The organism is Pseudomonas sp. GL_117 (assembly GCF_057835125.1).
This window is the reverse complement of record NZ_CM174418.1, coordinates 1111471-1130461: the sequence shown is the minus strand read 5'-3', so window position 1 is coordinate 1130461 and position 18991 is coordinate 1111471. Positions and strand designations below refer to the sequence as shown.

Annotated in this window: 17 protein-coding genes; 12 read left to right on the top strand and 5 right to left on the bottom strand. The window is 62.1% G+C overall.

What is annotated here, in order from left to right; genetic code table 11:
- The first annotated feature begins 169 nt into the window (after positions 1-169).
- The 6 genes from AC3ISR_RS04965 to AC3ISR_RS04940 all read left to right on the top strand — a co-directional run bounded on the left by AC3ISR_RS04965 (position 170) and on the right by AC3ISR_RS04940 (position 6573).
- Positions 170-1594, top strand: a complete 1425-nt coding sequence (locus AC3ISR_RS04965) for an MBOAT family O-acyltransferase (protein WP_463983258.1) — start codon at positions 170-172, stop codon at positions 1592-1594.
- A 10-nt stretch (positions 1595-1604) separates the two neighbouring features.
- Positions 1605-2780, top strand: a complete 1176-nt coding sequence (locus AC3ISR_RS04960; protein ID WP_192297565.1) for an alginate O-acetyltransferase — start codon at positions 1605-1607, stop codon at positions 2778-2780.
- A 16-nt stretch (positions 2781-2796) separates the two neighbouring features.
- On the top strand, positions 2797-3450 hold the full coding sequence (locus tag AC3ISR_RS04955) for an alginate O-acetyltransferase AlgF (protein ID WP_192297567.1): 654 nt from the start codon (positions 2797-2799) through the stop codon (positions 3448-3450).
- A gap of 102 nt (positions 3451-3552) precedes the next feature.
- A complete protein-coding gene (locus AC3ISR_RS04950) occupies positions 3553-5004 on the top strand; it encodes a mannose-1-phosphate guanylyltransferase/mannose-6-phosphate isomerase (protein ID WP_192297569.1) in 1452 nt (483 codons plus the stop codon).
- A gap of 277 nt (positions 5005-5281) precedes the next feature.
- Positions 5282-5746, top strand: coding sequence for a multidrug transporter (locus AC3ISR_RS04945; protein WP_124527405.1), 465 nt, complete (start codon positions 5282-5284; stop codon positions 5744-5746).
- A gap of 14 nt (positions 5747-5760) precedes the next feature.
- Positions 5761-6573 carry an SDR family oxidoreductase gene (locus AC3ISR_RS04940; RefSeq protein ID WP_463983257.1) on the top strand — a complete coding sequence of 271 codons (813 nt, stop codon included), beginning with the start codon at positions 5761-5763 and terminating at the stop codon, positions 6571-6573.
- On the opposite strand, the gene AC3ISR_RS04935 is transcribed toward AC3ISR_RS04940, so the two are convergent.
- Positions 6570-7427, bottom strand: a complete 858-nt coding sequence (locus tag AC3ISR_RS04935) for a LysR family transcriptional regulator (RefSeq protein WP_192297572.1) — start codon at positions 7425-7427, stop codon at positions 6570-6572. The two genes, AC3ISR_RS04940 and AC3ISR_RS04935, sit on opposite strands and share 4 nt — an antisense overlap.
- Before the next feature lie 110 nt (positions 7428-7537).
- Between AC3ISR_RS04935 and AC3ISR_RS04930 the strand changes: the two genes are divergently transcribed.
- The 4 genes from AC3ISR_RS04930 to AC3ISR_RS04915 all read left to right on the top strand — a co-directional run bounded on the left by AC3ISR_RS04930 (position 7538) and on the right by AC3ISR_RS04915 (position 10719).
- Positions 7538-8722: an MFS transporter gene (locus AC3ISR_RS04930; protein ID WP_463983255.1), complete on the top strand. Its 1185-nt coding sequence runs from the start codon at positions 7538-7540 to the stop codon at positions 8720-8722.
- Entirely contained in the window at positions 8719-9120 is a 402-nt protein-coding gene (locus AC3ISR_RS04925) for a DUF4440 domain-containing protein (protein WP_192297575.1), read from the top strand. Before AC3ISR_RS04930 ends, AC3ISR_RS04925 begins: the two co-directional genes overlap by 4 nt.
- A 221-nt stretch (positions 9121-9341) precedes the next feature.
- Positions 9342-10268: an Ssp4 family T6SS effector gene (gene ssp4 / locus AC3ISR_RS04920; protein ID WP_463983254.1), complete on the top strand. Its 927-nt coding sequence runs from the start codon at positions 9342-9344 to the stop codon at positions 10266-10268.
- A complete protein-coding gene (locus tag AC3ISR_RS04915; protein ID WP_463983253.1) occupies positions 10258-10719 on the top strand; it encodes a hypothetical protein in 462 nt (153 codons plus the stop codon). Before ssp4 ends, AC3ISR_RS04915 begins: the two co-directional genes overlap by 11 nt.
- A gap of 39 nt (positions 10720-10758) precedes the next feature.
- Here the strand turns inward: AC3ISR_RS04915 and AC3ISR_RS04910 are convergent, their stop codons facing one another.
- The 4 genes from AC3ISR_RS04910 to AC3ISR_RS04895 are packed head-to-tail and all read right to left on the bottom strand — an operon-like array spanning position 10759 to position 15543.
- Positions 10759-11619: an efflux RND transporter periplasmic adaptor subunit gene (locus AC3ISR_RS04910; protein ID WP_192297577.1), complete on the bottom strand. Its 861-nt coding sequence runs from the start codon at positions 11617-11619 to the stop codon at positions 10759-10761.
- Positions 11620-11629: 10 nt separating this feature from the next.
- A complete protein-coding gene (locus AC3ISR_RS04905) occupies positions 11630-11830 on the bottom strand; it encodes a DUF1656 domain-containing protein (protein WP_017738673.1) in 201 nt (66 codons plus the stop codon).
- Positions 11820-13997: an FUSC family protein gene (locus AC3ISR_RS04900; protein WP_192297579.1), complete on the bottom strand. Its 2178-nt coding sequence runs from the start codon at positions 13995-13997 to the stop codon at positions 11820-11822. Before AC3ISR_RS04900 ends, AC3ISR_RS04905 begins: the two co-directional genes overlap by 11 nt.
- A gap of 10 nt (positions 13998-14007) precedes the next feature.
- On the bottom strand, positions 14008-15543 hold the full coding sequence (locus AC3ISR_RS04895) for an efflux transporter outer membrane subunit (protein WP_192297581.1): 1536 nt from the start codon (positions 15541-15543) through the stop codon (positions 14008-14010).
- A gap of 188 nt (positions 15544-15731) precedes the next feature.
- Between AC3ISR_RS04895 and AC3ISR_RS04890 the strand changes: the two genes are divergently transcribed.
- Positions 15732-17813, top strand: coding sequence for a hypothetical protein (locus AC3ISR_RS04890; RefSeq protein ID WP_192297583.1), 2082 nt, complete (start codon positions 15732-15734; stop codon positions 17811-17813).
- A gap of 84 nt (positions 17814-17897) precedes the next feature.
- Entirely contained in the window at positions 17898-18866 is a 969-nt protein-coding gene (locus AC3ISR_RS04885) for a LysR family transcriptional regulator (protein ID WP_192297585.1), read from the top strand.
- Positions 18867-18991: the final 125 nt, after the last annotated feature.

Here is an 18991-nt window from a genome sequence, read left to right as displayed (position 1 = left end):
TGTCAGTCGACACATCTGTAACTGAACCACCGCATTCGCGAGCAAGCCCGCTCCCACAGTTGAACCGGTTTCGACAGTTGGAATGTTGTACGGCCCGCCCCCGAATTTTCGTGGGGGGGTTTGGGGGGGCTGCGGCCCTTGACTGTTGGTTAAACATGGAGAGATCGGGATGGTTTTCTCGTCCAATGTGTTCCTGTTTCTGTTCTTGCCGATCTTCCTCGGCTTGTACTACTTGAGCGGGCAACGCTATCGCAACCTGCTGCTGCTGATTGCCAGCTATGTGTTCTACGCCTGGTGGCGAGTGGACTTCCTGGCGCTGTTCGCCGCCGTGACGCTGTGGAACTACTGGATCGGCCTCAAGGTCGGTGCCGCGGGTGTGCGCACCAAGCCGGCCCAGCGCTGGTTGCTGCTCGGCGTGGCCGTCGACCTGTGCATCCTCGGCTACTTCAAGTACGCCAACTTCGGTGTCGACAGCATCAATGTGATGATGAAGTCGGCGGGCCTGGAGCCGTTTATCCTGACCCACGTGCTGTTGCCGATCGGGATCTCGTTCTACATCTTCGAGTCCATCAGCTACATCATCGACGTGTACCGCGGCGATACCCCGGCAACCCGCAACCTCATCGACTTTGCGGCGTTCGTGGCGATCTTCCCGCACTTGATCGCCGGCCCCGTGCTGCGCTTTCGCGACCTGGCCGACCAGTTCAACAATCGCACCCACACCCTCGACAAATTCTCCGAGGGCTGCACGCGGTTCATGCAGGGTTTCATCAAGAAGGTGTTCATCGCCGACACCCTGGCGGTGGTGGCCGACCATTGCTTCGCCCTGCAAAACCCCACCACCGGCGATGCCTGGCTCGGCGCGCTGGCCTACACCGCGCAGCTGTACTTCGACTTCTCCGGCTACAGCGACATGGCCATCGGCCTGGGCTTGATGATGGGTTTCCGCTTCATGGAAAACTTCAAGCAGCCGTACATCAGCCAGTCGATCACCGAGTTCTGGCGGCGCTGGCACATCAGCCTGTCCACCTGGCTGCGTGACTACCTCTACATCACCCTGGGCGGCAACCGTAAAGGCACGCTGACCACTTACCGCAACCTGTTCCTGACCATGCTGCTCGGTGGCCTGTGGCACGGCGCGAACATCACTTACATCGTGTGGGGTGCGTGGCACGGCATGTGGCTGGCGATTGAAAAAGCCATCGGCCTCAACACGTCGCCGCGCAGCTTCAACCCGGTACGTTGGGCCTTCACCTTCCTGCTGGTCGTCGCGGGCTGGGTGATCTTCCGCGCTGAGAACCTGCACGTTGCCGGCCGCATGTATGGCGCAATGTTCAGTTTCAACGAGTGGTCGCTGTCGGAACTCAACCGCGCCAGCCTCACCGGCCTGCAAGTGGCAACCCTGGTGGTGGCGTATGCCACGTTGGCGTTCTTTGGCCTGCGCGATTTCTACCGTGACCATCCCGCGACGCCAAACCCGGCGCGCAGCGTGCCCGGCTACGCCATGCGGGCCTGTGTGCTGCTGCTGTTCGCGGCATCGATCCTGAAACTGTCGGCGCAGAGTTTCTCGCCGTTCCTTTACTTCCAATTCTGAGGGAGCCGACATGACCCGTTCATTACGCGTGCTCTACATCACCGTGTTCCTGGCCATGCTGTTGGTGCTGGGGCTGTGGTCGATGCGCAGTTTCCTGGGCTTTAGCACCAACGCCGATGCCACCGTGCTTAACGGTCGCTGGACCAAGGCCGTCGAGACCCACTACGACGACGAGTTCCCGATCAAGCGCCTGGGCACCAACCTCTGGGCGGCGCTGGACTACAAGCTGTTCAACGAAGGCCGCCCTGGCGTGGTGCTGGGCCGCGACCACTGGTTGTACAGCGACGAGGAGTTCAATCCCATCGTCAACGAAGACCAGAACCTGCAAGGCAACTACGCGCTGGTCGAAGGCGTGCGCCAGAAGCTCAAGGCCCAAGGTGTGCAGTTGGTCATGGCGATTGTCCCGGCCAAGGTGCGCTTGTACCCGGAGCACGTCGGCGACGTGAAGCCGGCGAGCATCCACGCCAACCTGTATCAGGACTTCCACGCCCGTGTGGCGGCCGACAAGATCCCGGCACCTGACCTGCTTGGCCCACTGCAACAGGCCAAGCTGAGCGGCACGCAAGTGTTCTTGCGTACCGATACCCACTGGACGCCGGACGGTGCGGAAATCGCCGCCAAGCAACTGGCCAAGACCATTGCCGAGAAAACCCCGCTGAGCGGCGAGCCGCAGCGTTTTGTCACCGAGGCCGAGAGCACCGCACCGCATAAAGGCGACCTGCGTCTGTTCCTGCCCCTGGACCCGCTGTTCGAAAACCTGATGCCACCGAAAGAACCGCTGCAAAAACGCGTGACCCATCTGGCCGAAGCCGGGGGCGACGATGCGCTGTTCAGCAACAGCGAAACCCCGGTGGCGCTGGTCGGCACCAGCTACAGCGCCAACCCCAACTGGAACTTCGTCGGTGCGCTCAAGCAAGCCCTGCACAGCGACGTCATCAACTATTCGGAAGACGGCCACGGCCCGATCTTGCCGATGCTCAGCTACCTGAAAAGCGATGACTTCAAGAACAGCCCGCCACAAGTGCTGATCTGGGAGTTTCCTGAACGTTATCTGCCCGTGAACAACGAAATCGGTGATGCCGACCCGTCCTGGGTTGCGCAGCTTAAACAAGCCGGTTCGCGCCAACAAAACATGGCTTTGAACACCCTTGAAAAATCCGAGACGCCCGACCGGGCGCAAAACTGAAAGAGAGGTAACTCACATGACTTTCACTACAACTCCTCGTCGTCTCGCCAAGACCCTGGCCCTCGCCGCTGGCATGAGCATCGCGTCGATGTCGGCCTTCGCCGGTGATGCCGCGTTGTACGGCCCCGTCGCACCGAAAGGCTCCAGCTTTGTGCGCGTATTCAACGCCTCCAACCAGGAAGTCAGCGCAACGGTTGGCAGCACCAACCTCAGCGACGTTGCGCCCCTGGCCAGCAGCGACTTCAGCTTCATGCCCGGCGGTGACTACAGCGCCAAGGTCGGCAGCCAGACCGTGCCGGTCAAACTTGCCGCCGACCACTACTACACCCTGGTCAACAACGGCAGCGGCCAACCGCAATTGATCGAAGAGCCGCCGTTCAAGAACAAGCAGAAATCCCTGGTACGTGTGCAGAACCTCAGCGACAAGGCCCTGACCCTGAAAACCGCCGACGGCAAGACCGATGTGGTCAAGTCGGTGGCGGCCAAGGGCCGTGGCGAGCGTGAAATCAACCCGGTGAAAGTGAGCCTGGCGTTGTATGACGGTGACAAAAAAGTCGGTGATGTGAAGCCGGTTGCGTTGGAACGTGGTGAAGCGGCGGTGCTGTACGTGACCGGCTCCGGTTCGAGCCTGTCGCCAGTCTGGGTGAAACGCCCGGTGTCGACCCGCTGATCGCGCGAGCAATTTAGCGACAAGCTTCAAGCGGCAAGTGAAGAGCGTTTCACTTGCAGCTTAAAGCTTGCAGCTTCCAACTATTTTTCAGGAGAAACACCCATGATCCCAGTAATCCTCTCCGGTGGTAGCGGCTCACGTCTTTGGCCGCTGTCGCGTAAACAGTTCCCGAAACAATTCCTGGCGCTGACGGGCGAGCACACGCTGTTCCAGCAAACCCTGGAACGCCTGGTATTCGAAGGCATGGACACACCGATTGTGGTCTGCAACAAAGACCACCGCTTCATCGTCAACGAGCAACTGAGCAACCGCAAGCTGGACTGCCAGCGCATCCTGATGGAACCGTTCGGCCGCAACACCGCGCCCGCCGTGGCCCTGACCGCGATGATGCTGGTCAACGAAGGCCGCGACGAGCTGATGCTGGTGCTGCCCGCCGACCACGTGATCGACGATCAGAAAGCCCTGCAACGTGCGCTGGCCCTGGCCACCGTGGCAGCAGAACGCGGCGAGATGGTGCTGTTCGGCGTACCGGCGACCCGTCCGGAGACCGGCTACGGCTACATCAAGTCCACCGCTGATTCGCTGCTGCCCGAAGGCGTGAGCCGCGTCGAGCAGTTCGTGGAAAAACCCAATGAAAAACGCGCGGTCGAGTTCGTCAAAAGCGGCGGTTATTTCTGGAACAGCGGCATGTTCCTGTTCCGCGCCAGCCGCTTCCTCGAAGAGCTGAAAAAGCACGACCCGGACATCTACGACACCTGCCTGCTGACCCTTGAGCGCAGCGAACAGGATGCCGACACCGTGTCCTTCGACGAAGCCACCTTCGCCTGCTGCCCGGACAATTCCATCGACTACGCCGTGATGGAAAAAACCCAGCGCGCCTGCGTGGTGCCGCTGAGTGCCGGTTGGAGCGACGTGGGTTGCTGGGCCTCGCTGTGGGCGGTCAACGATAAAGACGCCAACGGCAACGTGACCAAGGGCGACGTGGTGATCCAGGACAGCAAGAACTGCATGATCCACGGCAACGGCAAGCTGGTGTCGGTAATCGGCCTGGAAAACATCGTGGTGGTGGAAACCAAGGACGCGATGATGATTGCCCACAAGGACAAGGTCCAGGGCGTCAAGCAGATGGTCAACACCCTCAACGAACAAGGGCGCAGCGAGACCCAGAACCACTGCGAGGTCTACCGCCCATGGGGCTCCTACGACTCGGTGGACATGGGCGGGCGCTTCCAGGTCAAGCACATCTCGGTCAAACCGGGTGCGTGCCTGTCGCTGCAAATGCACCACCACCGCGCCGAGCACTGGATCGTGGTCAGCGGCACGGCCGAAGTGACCTGCGACGAGAACGTATTCCTGCTGTGCGAGAACCAGTCCACTTACATCCCGATTGCCTCGGTGCACCGCCTGCGCAACCCGGGCAAGATCCCGTTGGAGATCATTGAAGTGCAATCGGGTAGCTACCTGGGCGAGGATGACATCGAGCGCTTTGAAGATATTTACGGGCGTTCGACGCCGGTTGAGCGTGGCGTGTCGGTGAAAACTATCGCGCAGTAAAACAGTCGTAAAAAGAAGCCCCCGTCCAGCCGACTGCGTCCCCTATCCGCAGCCGGTTGGGCGGGGGCTTTTTCTGTGGGTTTGGGGGTGACTGTGAGGGCCTCTTCGCGAGCAAGCCCGCTCCCACAGGTTGATTGCATTCCAAAGGTTATACGCGGTCAAAATGTGGGAGCGGGCTTGCTCGCGAAGGCGTCAGCCGCATCAACCTATCTCTCAAGCCGCCCAAACCCACCTACGCTTAAGTTAGGATGCTCGTTCCCCATTCGAGGTGGTCTCCATGTTCTTCGGCGTTCTCCTGATCATCACCTGGCTGATCCTGCTACTGCGCTACCCTGCCAAGGCCTTGCCGGTATCCCTCGCGGCCGCGGTCGGCCTGGGTTTCGTCGCCATCTGGGTGGTCTGGCTGGACAACCGCGAAGCCTCGCAACTGGCGCGCCTGGAACTGCGCATCACCTACGCGCCCGAGGAATGCCCCGCCGACCGCCCGCTGAAACTGGTCCTCAACAATGGCAACGACGTGCCTCTAACCGAACTGCGCTGGCGCGTCGCCGCCTATGCGCCGGGCGACACCGTCAACCTGGCCGACAACGTCTACGCCGCCCCGCGCTACCGCGGCCCCGGCGAGTTGCAGGCCGGCGCCACCTGGGACGATTGCCTGCCCGCCCCACCGCTGCGCCCCGGCTACCGCCCGCAAACCCTGGAATTTCGTGCCGAGCACCTGCAAGGCAGCTTCTCGGACTGACAAAGGATTGATCCATGCCCAACGTACTCATCACCGGCTGTTCCAGCGGTATCGGCCGCGCCCTGGCTGACGCGTTCAAAGCCGCCGGCTACAGCGTATGGGCCAGCGCCCGTCGCCCGGACGATGTCGCCGGTTTAGCCGCCGACGGCTTCAACGCGGTACAACTGGACGTCAACGACAGCGCCGCCTTGCAGCACCTGGCTGAACAGCTGGGCGAGCTGGACGTACTGGTCAACAACGCCGGTTACGGCGCCATGGGTCCGCTGCTCGACGGCGGCACCGAGGCGATGCAGCGCCAGTTCGAAACCAACGTGTTCTCCATCGTCGGCGTGACCCAGGCGCTGTTCCCGGCACTGCGCCGCAGTAAAGGCCTGGTGGTGAATATCGGCAGTGTTTCCGGGTTGCTGATCACACCGTTCGCCGGTGCCTACTGCGCATCCAAAGCCGCCGTGCATGCCTTGAGCGATGCCCTGCGCATGGAGCTGGCGCCGTTTGGCATTCGCGTGATGGAAGTGCAACCGGGGGCCATCGATACGAGCTTCGCGAAAAACGCCGGCGCCCAGGCCGAGCTGTTGATCAGCGAGAAATCGCCCTGGTGGCCGTTGCGCGACGGCATTCGCGCGCGCTCACAGGCCTCGCAGGACAACCCCACCCCGGCGAACCGGTTTGCCGCCCAGGTGCTCAAGGGCGTACAACAAGCCACGCCGCCACGCCTGCTGCGCGCGGGCAATGGCAGCCGGGCGCTGCCGTTGATGGCGGCGCTGTTGCCCAAGGGGCTGCTGGACAAGGTGTTGAAGAAACGGTTTGGGCTGGATGGCGCGCTCTAACCCTTCAAGAAATCGATGAACGCCCGCACCTTCAAGGGTAAATGCCGGGTGTCCGGATACATCGCATAAACCCCCTGGGGGTCGAAGCGATGGTCCGGTAACAGGCGCACCAAGCGCCCTGTTTCCAGATCGTCATTCACCAGCCACTGTGGCAGCACGGCTACACCGTGGCCGTGCACAGCGAACGCCTGGAGCACAGCTGCACTGTCGGCCACCAATGTCGTTTGACCGACGCGGTAGAGACGTTCGGTGCCTGCCGGGTCGGTTACCGTCAATCCCGTCAGCCGTCCATGGCCCAGGCGGGGCAACTGCTCCAGTTCATCCAGGGTGGCAGCCCCGGCAAACACCGGTGCCGCCACGGCGAATACCTCGAACGTCGACAACTGCACCGCACGGTGATTGGAATCCGGCAGGCGCCCCAACCGGATCGCCACGTCAAAACGCTCGGAAATCAGATCGGCATGGGTCGAGGACGTGGACAAGTGAATGTTCAGGTCCGGGTGTAGACGCCGAAAGGCCTCCACGGCAGGGGCAACCACGGCCAGGGCGTATTCCACCGTGGTGGTGATGCGCAATGTGCCCTTGAGTTGGGCGTGCTCCGAACGCGCTTCTTCGACCGCCAACCGCGCTTCTTCAAGCATGCGGGTACAGCGCAGGTAGAAGCGTTCGCCGGCATCGGTCAATGCCAGTTGGCGAGTGTTACGGGTCAGCAGAGTCACGCCCAGCTCCGCTTCCAGGCGCTTGAGATTGAAGCTGACCACGGCGCGGGTCTGGCCCAGCAGGTCGGCCGCAGCCGTGAGCGAGCCGGCCTCGACCACGGCCTTGAAGGTGTCGAATCGGTCCAGGCTGACCATGGGCCAGGCCTCCTTTGTCAAAATATTTTTGACAAACTAACAGGCAAACCGACGTAGCCCAACTGCAATGCCCGGCCTACCCTGCCCGCTTCATTCGCAGGATCGCGCTCATGACCTACCGCTCGAAAGTCGCCTGGATCTTTTTGCTGGGCTTTGCCCTGGACCTGGTGAACATGTTTGTCGCCACCGTCGCCTACCCGGACATCGCCCGCGACCTGCACGCCTCGGTCACGCAATTGGCGTGGATCAGCAATGCGTACCTGCTCGGTCTCACGCTGATCATTCCATTGAGTGTGTGGCTGGCGGCAATGCTGGGCGAGCGCACGTTGATCGCCGCCAGCCTGCTGTTGTTTGCGGGCGCATCGGTGATGGTTGGCCAGGCGGCTTCCATTGACACGTTGATCGGCTGGCGTGCGCTGCAAGGGCTGGGCGGCGGCTTGCTGATTCCCGTTGGGCAGGCCATGGCGTACCGGTATTTTCCGGCAAATGAGCGCAGCCAGTTGACGGCGCGGGTGATGTCCGTGGCGCTGCTGGTGCCAGCGTTGTCCCCCGCCTTGGGCGGCTTGATCGTCGACAGCATGTCCTGGCGCTGGATCTTCTACGCCAACCCGCCACTGGCCTTGATCACACTATTGCTGGCGCTGCTGTGGATAACACCCGATGAGCCCACGAACCCACGCCCGAGACTGGAAGTGGGCGGCATTTTCAAACAAGTCCGCAGCCCAATGCTGCGCGTGGCGATGCTGGTTTACCTGTTCATCCCTGGCGTCTTCATTGGCACCAGCCTGATTGCCGTCCTTTATCTACGCGGCCTGGGTTACGACGCAACCCGCACCGGCGCACTCATGCTGCCGTGGGCGCTGGCGTCGGCAGTGGCGATCTACCTTGGCAAAACACTGTTCAACCGCTGGGGGCCGAAGCCTTTACTGCTGACGGGCATGGCACTGCAATGCGTCGGCATTGTGTTGCTGAACGAACCGACGCTGATCATCGCGGCCTACTGCTTGATGGGCCTGGGCGGCAGCCTGTGCAGCAGCACCGCGCAAACCCTGGCGTTTCTCGACATCCCTGCCGAACGCATGGGCCACGCCAGCGCCTTGTGGAATATCAATCGGCAAATGAGCTTTTGCCTGGGGGCAGCGGCGCTCAGTGCGCTGTTGTCGGCCTTGGATTCCTTCAGCATAACCTTCACGATGGCGGCAGCTCTGACACTGCTACCTGCTTTTGCGGTGCTGCGCCTGGATACCGCCAGGGTACGGACACTGCTTCACCCTGCCAGCGAGGCTGACCAATGATTGACTACAGCGATTTTTTTGAAGAAGTGATCCAGACCCACGTCGAGATCGAACAGTGGTTTGCTGGCGTCGCACCGCAGGGCACCTTGCAGAACCTGCTTGCGCGCTTCTCCCCCGAGTTCAGCATGGTCGCCCCCGCCACCGGCACGCGCGTCAATGCGGCCGGGGTCAATGCGTTGTTCACACGCCTGGGCGGGATGCGCCCGGGGTTGAAGATCACCTTGAGTGAGATGGCCGGGATCGACCGGCATGCACGCGGTGCAACGGTGACTTACCGCGAGCATCAAGTGGATGACAGCGGCACGCAGACCGATCGTCGCGCCACGGTGGTGTTCGAGAAACAGGCCAGCGGCGCGCTGCTGTGGCGCCACCTGCACGAAACCTTCATCAAGGCCTGATGCGCTCGAAAATGTGGGAGCGGGCTTGCTCGCGAAAGCGGTGGGCCGTTGACGAATCTGTTGGCTGACACACCGTATTCGCGAGCAAGCCCGCTCCCACTTTTTTAGCTTTATGCCTGGCTAGTCGGGCCAGGTACTACAAGAAACAGCGAACCGCCTGACATCATTCCAAGGAACCAATCTCCACGCTCTTTCACCTCTGTCTACCCACAGGTGGAAGGATGCCCAGGGATTTCCTGCAAAGCGGCGTGCCAACCGCACACACCACCACGCGCCAGCGACTGACCAGCCTGCTGGACCTGCCAGCCCTCTATCGAACCATTGACGCCGACCCGGCCATCGTCGGGGCTGGGGTGGTGCATATCGGCAGCGATTATCAGGTGACGGTGCTGAGGGAATTTGTGCCGCTGTGCAGTATCAGGCCCAAGCGCGTGATTTTGCGGGAGGTGGCGGGACAGCTGATGACTGCTGATGAGTACGCAAAGCTGGCGGCAAACTCGCCGCGTGAGTCACAGCTGTGGAAGGAGGCGTCGGGGATAGCTACCAACTGCGGCGGGGCGGTGATTGGCTTCGTGATCGCGAAGGCTGGAGTGGCAGCGGCGCCTTTCAGCGCAGGCACTAGCCTTGCGTTGTCCTACATTGCCTATGCAGGCTCGGCTGCCGGTGGCGTGCAGTGCTTGAACAGCTTGTGGCGGACCTATAACGAATTAACCAACCCCGCCGAGAACGACTATTACGACACGTTAGGTTGGTATCAGACGATGACTGTTGCCTTGGACGGCATCTCACTAGTCGGCGCGGGAAGCAGTACGTTTGCCACCGTTAAAACCGCGATGGCTATAAAGCGCTCAACAGGTCGTGACATGACAGACATATTGAGACGCATGAGCCGCCAAGAACGCGCAAAGTTAACCAGCGAGGTGCTGTGGTTGAAAAACCCCCGTCATCCTCGGGAGATAGTTCGCCTAAAACAACTGTCAGGTTCTTTACCAAAACGCTTCAGCAACCCCCAAATACGCCTAAGCATCATGACTCAATTAAAAGATCAAATCGGAGCTACTTTAGCTATCGTGGGCAGCAGCATATCCGGAAACATCAACCCTATACTTGTTGCACTGTATGAGGAGTTTGAAAGCTATGAAATATAGCTTCGACCCTTTGAAGGAGTATCAAGTCTGGCGCCGATACGCGTATCGCTTTTTACCGGCATGGGCCGGTGCCCTACTTCTTTGCCTGAATAGTATTGCGGGCAATATGACACACAGCCTGTCGTACTACGCCGCGGTCAATCACCTGCCCACTGAATATGCTTTCGCAACCGGCGTGGCACTCTGCCTGGTTTTTTTCGTAGGCCTGAAGATGCTGTATGAGGGATTCCGTCATGCCAATGGAATACTTATACCCGTGGCCATCGTGAATACCCTGCTGGCAATCGCATATCTCGAAAACCACTCTCCGACACTGCTCAACCTATTGCCGCTGTTTTCAGCCCTGCTCTACATCTTGGTTCTCAACTCCAAAAACCACCGCCGCTACACCAGCATGCTGCGGGTCAAGCGCCGACGCAAAACCAGAGCCGCCAAGTCGCTCATTCACTGAAATGACTGACTCAGTGTGGCGAGGGCGCTGCTCCCACACTCAGTTCGGTGTTTGGTTCACGATAACGGTGCAGGTAATACCGGCCGCCAACAGCACGCCTTCCGGCACTTCATCGATATGAATCCGCACCGGCACCCGCTGGGCCAACCGCACCCAGTTGAAGGTCGGGTTCACATCGGCCACCAGCTCACGGCTCTCGGGGTTGTCGCGGTCGTAGATGCCCCGCGAGATGCTTTCCACATGGCCCTTCAAGGTCTCGCCGCTCATCAATTGCATATCGGCTTTATCGCCGACCTTCACATGGGGCAACTTGGTTTCTTCAAAGAAGCCGTACACCCAGAAGGAATTCATATCCACCACGGCCATCTTGGCCTCGCCGATGCGCGCGTAGTCGCCGCGATGCACGTTGAGGTTGGTGACGTAGCCGTCCACCGCCGCCAGCACCTGGGTGCGCTTGAGGTTCAGCTCGGCCGCTTCCAGTTGCGCCAGCGCGTGCTGGTAGTCGGCCAGGGCCGAGTCGGCGATGTTGCTGGCGTCGTCGCGGTTTTCCTTGGAGATCACCAGGGCGTCGAGGTCGGCGCGGCGGTGGGCGTTGACCTTGCGCATTTCCCAGGTGGCTTTGCGCGAAGCGACGAGGGACTGCGCCTGCTTGACGGCGATGCGGTAGTGCTCGGGGTCGATCTGCATCAGCAGGTCGCCTTTTTTCACCAACTGGTTGTCACGCACCGGCACGTCGACGACTTCGCCGGTGACGTCGGCGGCGACGTTGATGATGTCGGCGCGCACACGGCCGTCGCGGGTCCACGGGGTTTGCATGTAGTGCACCCACAATGTACGGCCAATCCAGATTGCCAGAGCCAGTACCAGCAAAGTGGCGAGCAGGCTGAAAAACTTTTTCATCGGGGCATTCTCAACGGTAGACGGTCAGCGCCAGGGCGCCGAACAGGCAAACGAACAGGCTCAGGCGCAGCAGCGCCGGGTGCCAGAAAAACCGGTACAGGTCGAAGCCGGCCAGGAAGCGATCCAGGGCCCAGGCCAACACGGCTGCAATCAGGAACATCAGGGTCATGGTCGGCATGTAGATGCCGTGGAACGCGATTTCACGGGGCATGCGCAGCTCCTTTAAGGGCAGCGAGGGGCGATTGCGGGTCGAGCAGCGAGGTGCGGATAAAGTGCAGGTAGCTTTTCACCCGGCGCAGGGCCGAGGTGTCGAAGTGCGGGGCGAAGGGTTCGTCGGTGGCCTGCACACGGCTGATCGCGTGGTCGACGGCAATCAGGCCGCGCTCCAGGTTGCTCGCGCTGGGTTGCAGGAACAGCCGCACCAGCGAGCGCCCCATCACGCGGATCGCCTGGCGCCACGGTTGGGATTCGGCGTACGCCGGATGCACCGGCAAAATCGCCTGTTCCTTGCGCAACTCGATGATCGCGTGGCCGACTTCCAGCACCACGAACATCCAGCGCAACAGGTCGCGCTGCACTTGCGGCTGGCCGACGGCGAGGCCGTAGGCCTGGTGCAGCAAATCACGGGTGCGGCTTTCAAAACTCGACGCCAGGCCCTTGAGCTTGCCGCTGATCGCATACACCACCTGCTCGCGCAGGTCCTGCTCCAGGCGGCGCCACAACCAGCGGCTGTTGGGCGGCAGGATGATCGCCCCGGCGGCGGCACACACCAACATGCCGATGATCATGGCGATGTAGTCGTTGATAAAGGTGTAGGGGTTGTAGACCGTGAGGTTGTCCGGCACCGAGCCGGTGCTGAAGAAGATCAGCAGCCCCACGCCCACCCCGGCGTATTGCGGCCGCGAAGCGAGGAACGCGCCAAGGATGATCACCGGCGCTAGCATCACGCACAACAGCGGGAAGCCGTCGATCCAGGGGAACACGAAGAACATTTCGACAAAGCCCACCAGCGCGCCGATCAAGGTGCCGCAGGCCATCTGGAATGCCATGCGCTTGGGGTTCGGTGTGGCGGCGGACAGGCCGACGGTGGCGGCGGCGATCAGGGTCATGGTCGCGCCGCTGGGCCAGGCGGTGGCCACCCAATAGCTGCCGAGCACGATGAGGATGAATGACGCCCGGATCCCCGAGGCGGCGCAGGCCAGCCAGTTGGTTTTCGGCGTGTAGGGTTCGTCCCAGTCTTCGCGGGCGTGGCTGTGGTCGGCCAGGGAGGCGTGGGTTTGCGCGTAGTTGTGCAGGTCGTCGACGAAGCGGTACAGCAGCTCGTAGGCGGTGTGGAAATCCAGTTGCTCGGCGTCGGTGGGGTCACCTTCCTGGAAAGTTGCGCGCAGGCTGCGCACCTTGGCGGGCAGGCCGTCCTTGTAGGCGCTGAGTTGCACCACCAGGCGCGCGGCGTCGGGGCTGGTGAGGGCGCGCCCGGAGAAGCCGTCGAGCAGTTCGGCCAGGTCATGCAGGCCCGGCTTGATGGCCGCCACCACATGATCGGCCGCATCGGTGCGCAGCCGTTCGAGCAACTGGTGCAAGGCGTTGAAGCGCGTGGTGATGCTCATGAATTCGCTGTTCAGGCGACTGAGCCGCCCGTTGCGCCTGCGCATGTGCGGGTCTTCAAACACCGTGAGGCTGCGCAGCCCTTCCAGGCCCACGGCTTCGGCGATAAAGCGCACGTTGCTGGCCTCGAACCCTTCGCGCTGGCTGCGCCCGCGCAGGCCGTCAGTGACGAACAGCGCGAACACGCCGAAACGCTGGTAAAGCGCGTTGCGCATGGCGGCGCTGGAGGTTTGCGGCAGGATCGCGGCGCTGACCAGGGTGGAGCACAAAATCCCCAGGGAGATTTCCAGCACGCGCCACACCGCCGCCATGAAGGCGCCGTCTGGATGGGCCAGGGCGGGCAAGCCGACCATCGCCGCGGTGTAACCCGCAAGGACAAAACCATAGGCGCGAAAGTTACGGTTGCGGGTCGCCCCAGCCGTGCACACGCCGACCCAGATCGCCAATGCGCCGAGGAACAGTTCGGTGTTCTGCGCGAACAAGGCGATCAACAACACCATCACCGCCGACCCCGCCAGGGTGCCGAGGAAGCGGTAGAAACTCTTGGCGAACACCTGGCCGCTTTGCGGTTGCATCACGATAAAAACGGTGATCATCGCGGTGCGCGGTTGCGGCAGTTCCAGGCGCATGGCCAGCCACAGCGTGAGAAACGCGGCGATCAGCACCTTGAAGATATACACCCAGGTCACGCCGTCGCTGCGCGCCCAGTCGAAAAAACCGCGGCGCCACTCAAGGGAGTGCAGCCAGCGCAGCGGTGCAGGCAAGGGAGTCATCAAATCCTACTCAGTGATCAAACACGGCGAGTGCCGCCGGGGTCTTGCTCGGAAGGGTCTTGGCGTCTGGTGGTACGTCGTCGCCAGCACCCAGACCGCCGCCCAGGGCGGTGACCAGTTCGGCATGGGCGCTCAGGCGTGCGGCCTGGACCTGTTGCTCGATCTGCTGCTGGTGGAACAACAACGTCTGCGCGTTGAGCACATTGAGGTAATCGGTGAGGCCGCGCTGATAGGCGATCATCGCGATGTCGTAGGTTTTCTGCGCCGAAGCCACCGATTGCGCAGCGAAGGCCGATTGCTTGTCCATGGATTCGCGGCGGATCAACTGGTCACTGATGCCCTTGAGCGCATTGACCAGGGTCTGGTTGTACTTGGCCACGGCCACGTCATACCCGGCACTGGCTTCGCCCAGTTCGGCGCGCAATCGCCCGCCGTCGAAGATCGGCAAGGTGATCGCCGGCCCCACGTTGTAGTTGAATTTCTTGCCGGCCAGAAACTCCAGCATGCCGCCGCCGGTGGCCATGTAGCCAAGGCTGCCGACCAGGTCGACGTTGGGATAGAACCCGGCGTGAGCCACATCGATGCCACGGGCCTGGGCCGCGACCTGCCAGCGGCTGGCAACCACGTCCGGGCGCTGGCCGAGCAATTGAGCGGGCAGGCTTGATGGCAGTTTCAGCGGCGCGGCCAACGCCAGGCTCGGACGCTGCAATTGCGCGCCCTCCCCCGGCCCTTTGCCGGCCAGTGCCGCGATCTGGTTGCGACTCAGGGCGATTTCTTCGTCCAGGGCGTCCAGTTGGCGATGGGTTTCCGGCAACGGGGTTTCGGCCTGGCTGACATCCAAGTGCGTGCCGATCCCGGCGTCCAGGCGTTTATTGGCCAGGTCGAGGATCTGCTGTTGCTGGGCCAATGTCGCGGCAACGATGTCGCGGTTGGCGTAATGCAACGACAACTGGATATAGGCGCGCACCACGTTGTTCTGCAATTCGAGCCTGGCCTGGCGCTCCTCGGCGGCGCTCATGTGCGCCAGGTCGACGGCGCGCTCGGTGGTGTTGCTTTCGCGGCCCCACAAGTCGAGGGCGTAGCTCAGGCCCAGGGACGCGTTGTTGTCCCAGGTGTTGGCGCCGCTCAGCTCGCCAGGGCCGTAGAACTGGTCTTTCGGCCAGTTATGGCGCTTGAGGCTGGTGTTGCCGTTGATCTGCAGCGACTCGGCCGACTCGGCAATCCCGGCCATGGCGCGCGCTTCACGCACACGGGCGGCGGCCATGGCCAGGCTTGGGCTGTTTTGCGTGGCGAGTTCGACCCAACGGTTCAGTTGCGGGTCGCCATAGGCCTGCCACCACTGGCTGGCGGGCCAATGGGCATCCCGGATGGCACTCTGGATCGCTTCGTCGGTGGCCAGGGTATTGGCGCTGAGGGCCTGGCCTTGGGGGGCAATTCCTCCGGTTCCGATGCAGCCGCTGATTGCTAACGATAAGGCGCAAACACTGAGAGCCTTCAGCCCTCTGTTAATGAGAGTCTTCGGCTCTCTGCTGATGCGACGCGGCACGGCAAGCGTATTCCTGAGGTGGTGTTGCGGGGTAGGTAGCGCAATTCTAGGCGGCGGCCTGGAGGACGATAAGCGGGTATTCCTGTGAATCTTTGTTACCGTTCTAGCGATAATCCGGGCATTTGACCTACATCGTAGGGGGCAAGCGAGCAACAGAATGAGGCACCTAAGCACGCTTGGAGCCGCCCATGCTTTCAGCCCTCAGCACGTTTACCCCACTGCCGCCGGCACACGACACCGCCGAAGGCTTGCGCAGGCAGTTACATCTGCGCCCTGAGCCGTTGCGTCCGGGGATGCTGCCGGTGCAACGCGATGTGCGTTGGATCGCAGACACGCTGCTGGAAAAGCTGCAGTCCTACGCAGGCAGTTCCCAGGAGCTACAACCGATCAGGGCACTGCACCAGACGCTGACCCACAGCGAACCGCAGCTGGAAGTCTCGGCCGACGAACTCCCAGGCTTCTACGCCTTTTTCAAACAGGCCGAACACCTGCTTGAACGCCACCGTAGCCGCGGCAACCCACAGATTGAGGCTGACTACAGCTTGTGCCGTGCGCTCAAATGGCAATTTCGCGCGGCCGTCGGCGAAGCCCGGCATACGCACCAGGCCCCCGCCAGACTGCGCTCGCTTGCCGATGTCAGCGCCGGGGACAAACGTTCGAGCCACTACCATCTCGGGTATGACTTCATGCTGGAACCCTCCCGGCAGCTCAGTGCAGGCCCTTGCCTGACGAACGACTCACACCTGGAAATCACCCGTGACCAGCGCGTCGAGCGCTCGCGGGTCATTGCCCTGCAGGGCAAGCTGAAATCCATTGCGCTGAACCTGGGCCAGAGCCAGTCGCGCAGCCAGCTCAGCCTTGGCTATTTTTCCTCCAAGGAGTACGCGAGCCTGGCGCACTACGCCGACGTTCCCGGCAGCACGCTGCAAAGGCAGCGGGATTATTCGGCGCTGAGCCAGCCGGGTGTCAGGCAGGCACTGGCCGAAAACGGCTTGGCCGACATCGAACTGCCATGCCTGTACGACACTCCCGGGCCGCTCAAGACGGAAAAAGGCTTCATCATCAGTGCACGCAGCGACGTCGCCGTCGATGTCTTCAGCTTCCTCAAGCTCAACAGCGCAATGGACCTGACACTGCGGCGCACCTACCCGCACAAGGCACTGGATATTCTCGGCCTGTACGACACCTCAGCGACGATGGCCGCACGCAAGCTGACCCCGTTGCCGCCCGACGGCGACACGCCAGAGCGGTTGCTCGACGATATGAAGCGCCTGGCCGCGTCGGGCAGCCGGCACTTCATGCAAAAGCTTTCCACGCCTGCGCACCACACCCAGCAAGCCCAGGCATTGCTCGAGCGCTACGTGCGGCTGAAGCTTCAAGCGCCAGTCGACCCCGGCCTGGACCGACAGATACTCGATGTGATCCAGCAGCACCGCGCACTGCTCCGACCGGATGCCGTGAAGGTCTACACACTGGCGAGCCATGCCCAGGTGTTGAGCGGATCGGTAAGCGCCACGGCGTCGGCCCAGGACGAAGGCGGCAAAGGCGTGAGCATCGAAGTCAGCCATCGAAAACTCGACGACCCGCACTTGAGCGGCGATTACCTGAGCATCGACATCGCCCCGCTCCAAGGCGCCCAGGTGCTCAAGACAACCTTGCGCAACGGGCTTAGCGCCATTGGCCAGCAGACGTTTGACTGGGAGCAACTGGTCCAGTCGATCAGCGCCTCACTGCTCGATCCGGCCAAACGAGCGGTCACCCAGGTGCTGGTCAAAATCAAACACGGGCAACCCGTGGTGTTGCTCACGCGCCACACGCTGAGCAAGGCTAACGACCTGCGGCTACCGCCAGTGGTCAACCACTACACCGGGTTCGATCTGCAGTCCCTGCGCACCCGGCAACAATTGCGCAGCGAGCAATTGGGCAGCGACTCGCTGGACCAGGTATTGCCCATCGCCCGTCGCCTGCTGCCGGAGCGACCCGCCTGGGACCAGTACGTGAAGCAGCACGCCGAAGCGTTCCAGACGTTGCTCGACAGCATCGGCCAACAAAAAACCGGCAGCGTGCTCGGCGCCGAACTTGATGAGCTGGCACGCATCAGCCCGGCTCTGCGCCAGGCCGTTGAAAGCCTGAGGTTGCTGACGGCCACTGCCTCAGGCACGCCAACCCAGGAAAACCGTGCCCTGGCGCAAGAAGCGCTGGTGCAAATGCTGCTCGACTACCTGCCGCACTATGAGGCACGGGTCAGCACAGCCTGGACCTTGCGCTGAGCCTTGGGGGCGGGCGGCACCCAGTGGATGCACACCTGCGCGCAACTTCATGTCACAATTTACCATCGCCCCTGAGAACCCCCCATGGACACTTTGCAAAACATGCGCGCGTTCAGTTGCGTGGCCGAAGCTGGCAGCTTCACCGCCGCCGCCGCGCAACTGGACACCACTACGGCCAACGTTTCGCGCGCGGTCTCGAACCTTGAGGCCCATCTGCAAACCCGCTTGCTCAACCGCACCACCCGCCGCATCGCCCTGACCGAAGCCGGCAAACGCTATTTGCTGCGCTGCGAACAGATCCTCGCCTACGTCGAAGAAGCCGAGGCCGAAGCCAGCGACGCCCACGCACGCCCCGCCGGGCAATTGAAAGTGCACACCATGACCGGCATCGGCCAGCATTTCGTCATCGACGCAATCGCCCGCTACCGCCGCACCCACCCGGACGTGACCTTTGACCTGACCCTGGCCAACCGCGTGCCGGACCTGCTCGACGAGGGTTACGACGTGTCCATCGTGCTGGCCAGCGAGCTGCCGGACTCGGGCTTCGTGTCCCAACGCCTGGGCATCACCTACAGCATCGCCTGTGCCTCGCCGGATTACGTCAAGGCCAAGGGTTGCGCGCAACGCCCCCATGATTTGCTCAACCACGCCTGCCTGCGCCTGGTCAGCCCGGTGATCCAGCTGGACAAATGGACCTTCAACGGCCCCGAAGGCCAGGAAAGCGTGGCGATCAACACCTCGCCGTTCCTGGTCAACTCGGCCGACGCGATGAAGACCGCGATCACCAGCGGCATGGGCGTCGGCCTGCTGCCGGTGTACGCGGCCATCGAGGGTTTGCGTAATGGCACCCTGGTTCGGGTGATGCCGACCTACCGCTCCCAGGAGCTGAACCTGTACGCCATCTACCCGTCGCGCCAGTACCTGGATGCGAAGATCAAGACCTGGGTGGAATACCTGCGCGGGTCGTTGCCGGAAATCCTGGCGGCGCATCAGGCGGAGTTGGCGGCGTATGAGTTGAGTGGGGGTTTGGGCGGCGCTCGTTTGGCGAACTGAGGTAGTTCGAACCGCAGAAATCAAAAGTGGGAGCGGGCTTGCCCGCGAAGGCGGTGTGTCAGATACAGATTTGCTGGCTGATCCACCGCATTCGCGGGCAAGCCCGCTCCCACAGGTTGAACGGT

Coding starts and splice junctions, on each gene's coding strand:
- AC3ISR_RS04930 (WP_463983255.1), top strand. CDS start 7,538: ATGACCTACCGCTCGAAAGTCGCCTGGATCTTTTTGCTGGGCTTTGCC.
- AC3ISR_RS04890 (WP_192297583.1), top strand. CDS start 15,732: ATGCTTTCAGCCCTCAGCACGTTTACCCCACTGCCGCCGGCACACGAC.
- AC3ISR_RS04960 (WP_192297565.1), top strand. CDS start 1,605: ATGACCCGTTCATTACGCGTGCTCTACATCACCGTGTTCCTGGCCATG.
- AC3ISR_RS04885 (WP_192297585.1), top strand. CDS start 17,898: ATGGACACTTTGCAAAACATGCGCGCGTTCAGTTGCGTGGCCGAAGCT.
- AC3ISR_RS04910 (WP_192297577.1), bottom strand. CDS start 11,619: ATGAAAAAGTTTTTCAGCCTGCTCGCCACTTTGCTGGTACTGGCTCTG.
- AC3ISR_RS04945 (WP_124527405.1), top strand. CDS start 5,282: ATGTTCTTCGGCGTTCTCCTGATCATCACCTGGCTGATCCTGCTACTG.
- AC3ISR_RS04950 (WP_192297569.1), top strand. CDS start 3,553: ATGATCCCAGTAATCCTCTCCGGTGGTAGCGGCTCACGTCTTTGGCCG.
- AC3ISR_RS04925 (WP_192297575.1), top strand. CDS start 8,719: ATGATTGACTACAGCGATTTTTTTGAAGAAGTGATCCAGACCCACGTC.
- ssp4 (WP_463983254.1), top strand. CDS start 9,342: ATGCCCAGGGATTTCCTGCAAAGCGGCGTGCCAACCGCACACACCACC.
- AC3ISR_RS04965 (WP_463983258.1), top strand. CDS start 170: ATGGTTTTCTCGTCCAATGTGTTCCTGTTTCTGTTCTTGCCGATCTTC.
- AC3ISR_RS04955 (WP_192297567.1), top strand. CDS start 2,797: ATGACTTTCACTACAACTCCTCGTCGTCTCGCCAAGACCCTGGCCCTC.
- AC3ISR_RS04915 (WP_463983253.1), top strand. CDS start 10,258: ATGAAATATAGCTTCGACCCTTTGAAGGAGTATCAAGTCTGGCGCCGA.
- AC3ISR_RS04905 (WP_017738673.1), bottom strand. CDS start 11,830: ATGCCCCGTGAAATCGCGTTCCACGGCATCTACATGCCGACCATGACC.
- AC3ISR_RS04900 (WP_192297579.1), bottom strand. CDS start 13,997: ATGACTCCCTTGCCTGCACCGCTGCGCTGGCTGCACTCCCTTGAGTGG.
- AC3ISR_RS04940 (WP_463983257.1), top strand. CDS start 5,761: ATGCCCAACGTACTCATCACCGGCTGTTCCAGCGGTATCGGCCGCGCC.
- AC3ISR_RS04935 (WP_192297572.1), bottom strand. CDS start 7,427: ATGGTCAGCCTGGACCGATTCGACACCTTCAAGGCCGTGGTCGAGGCC.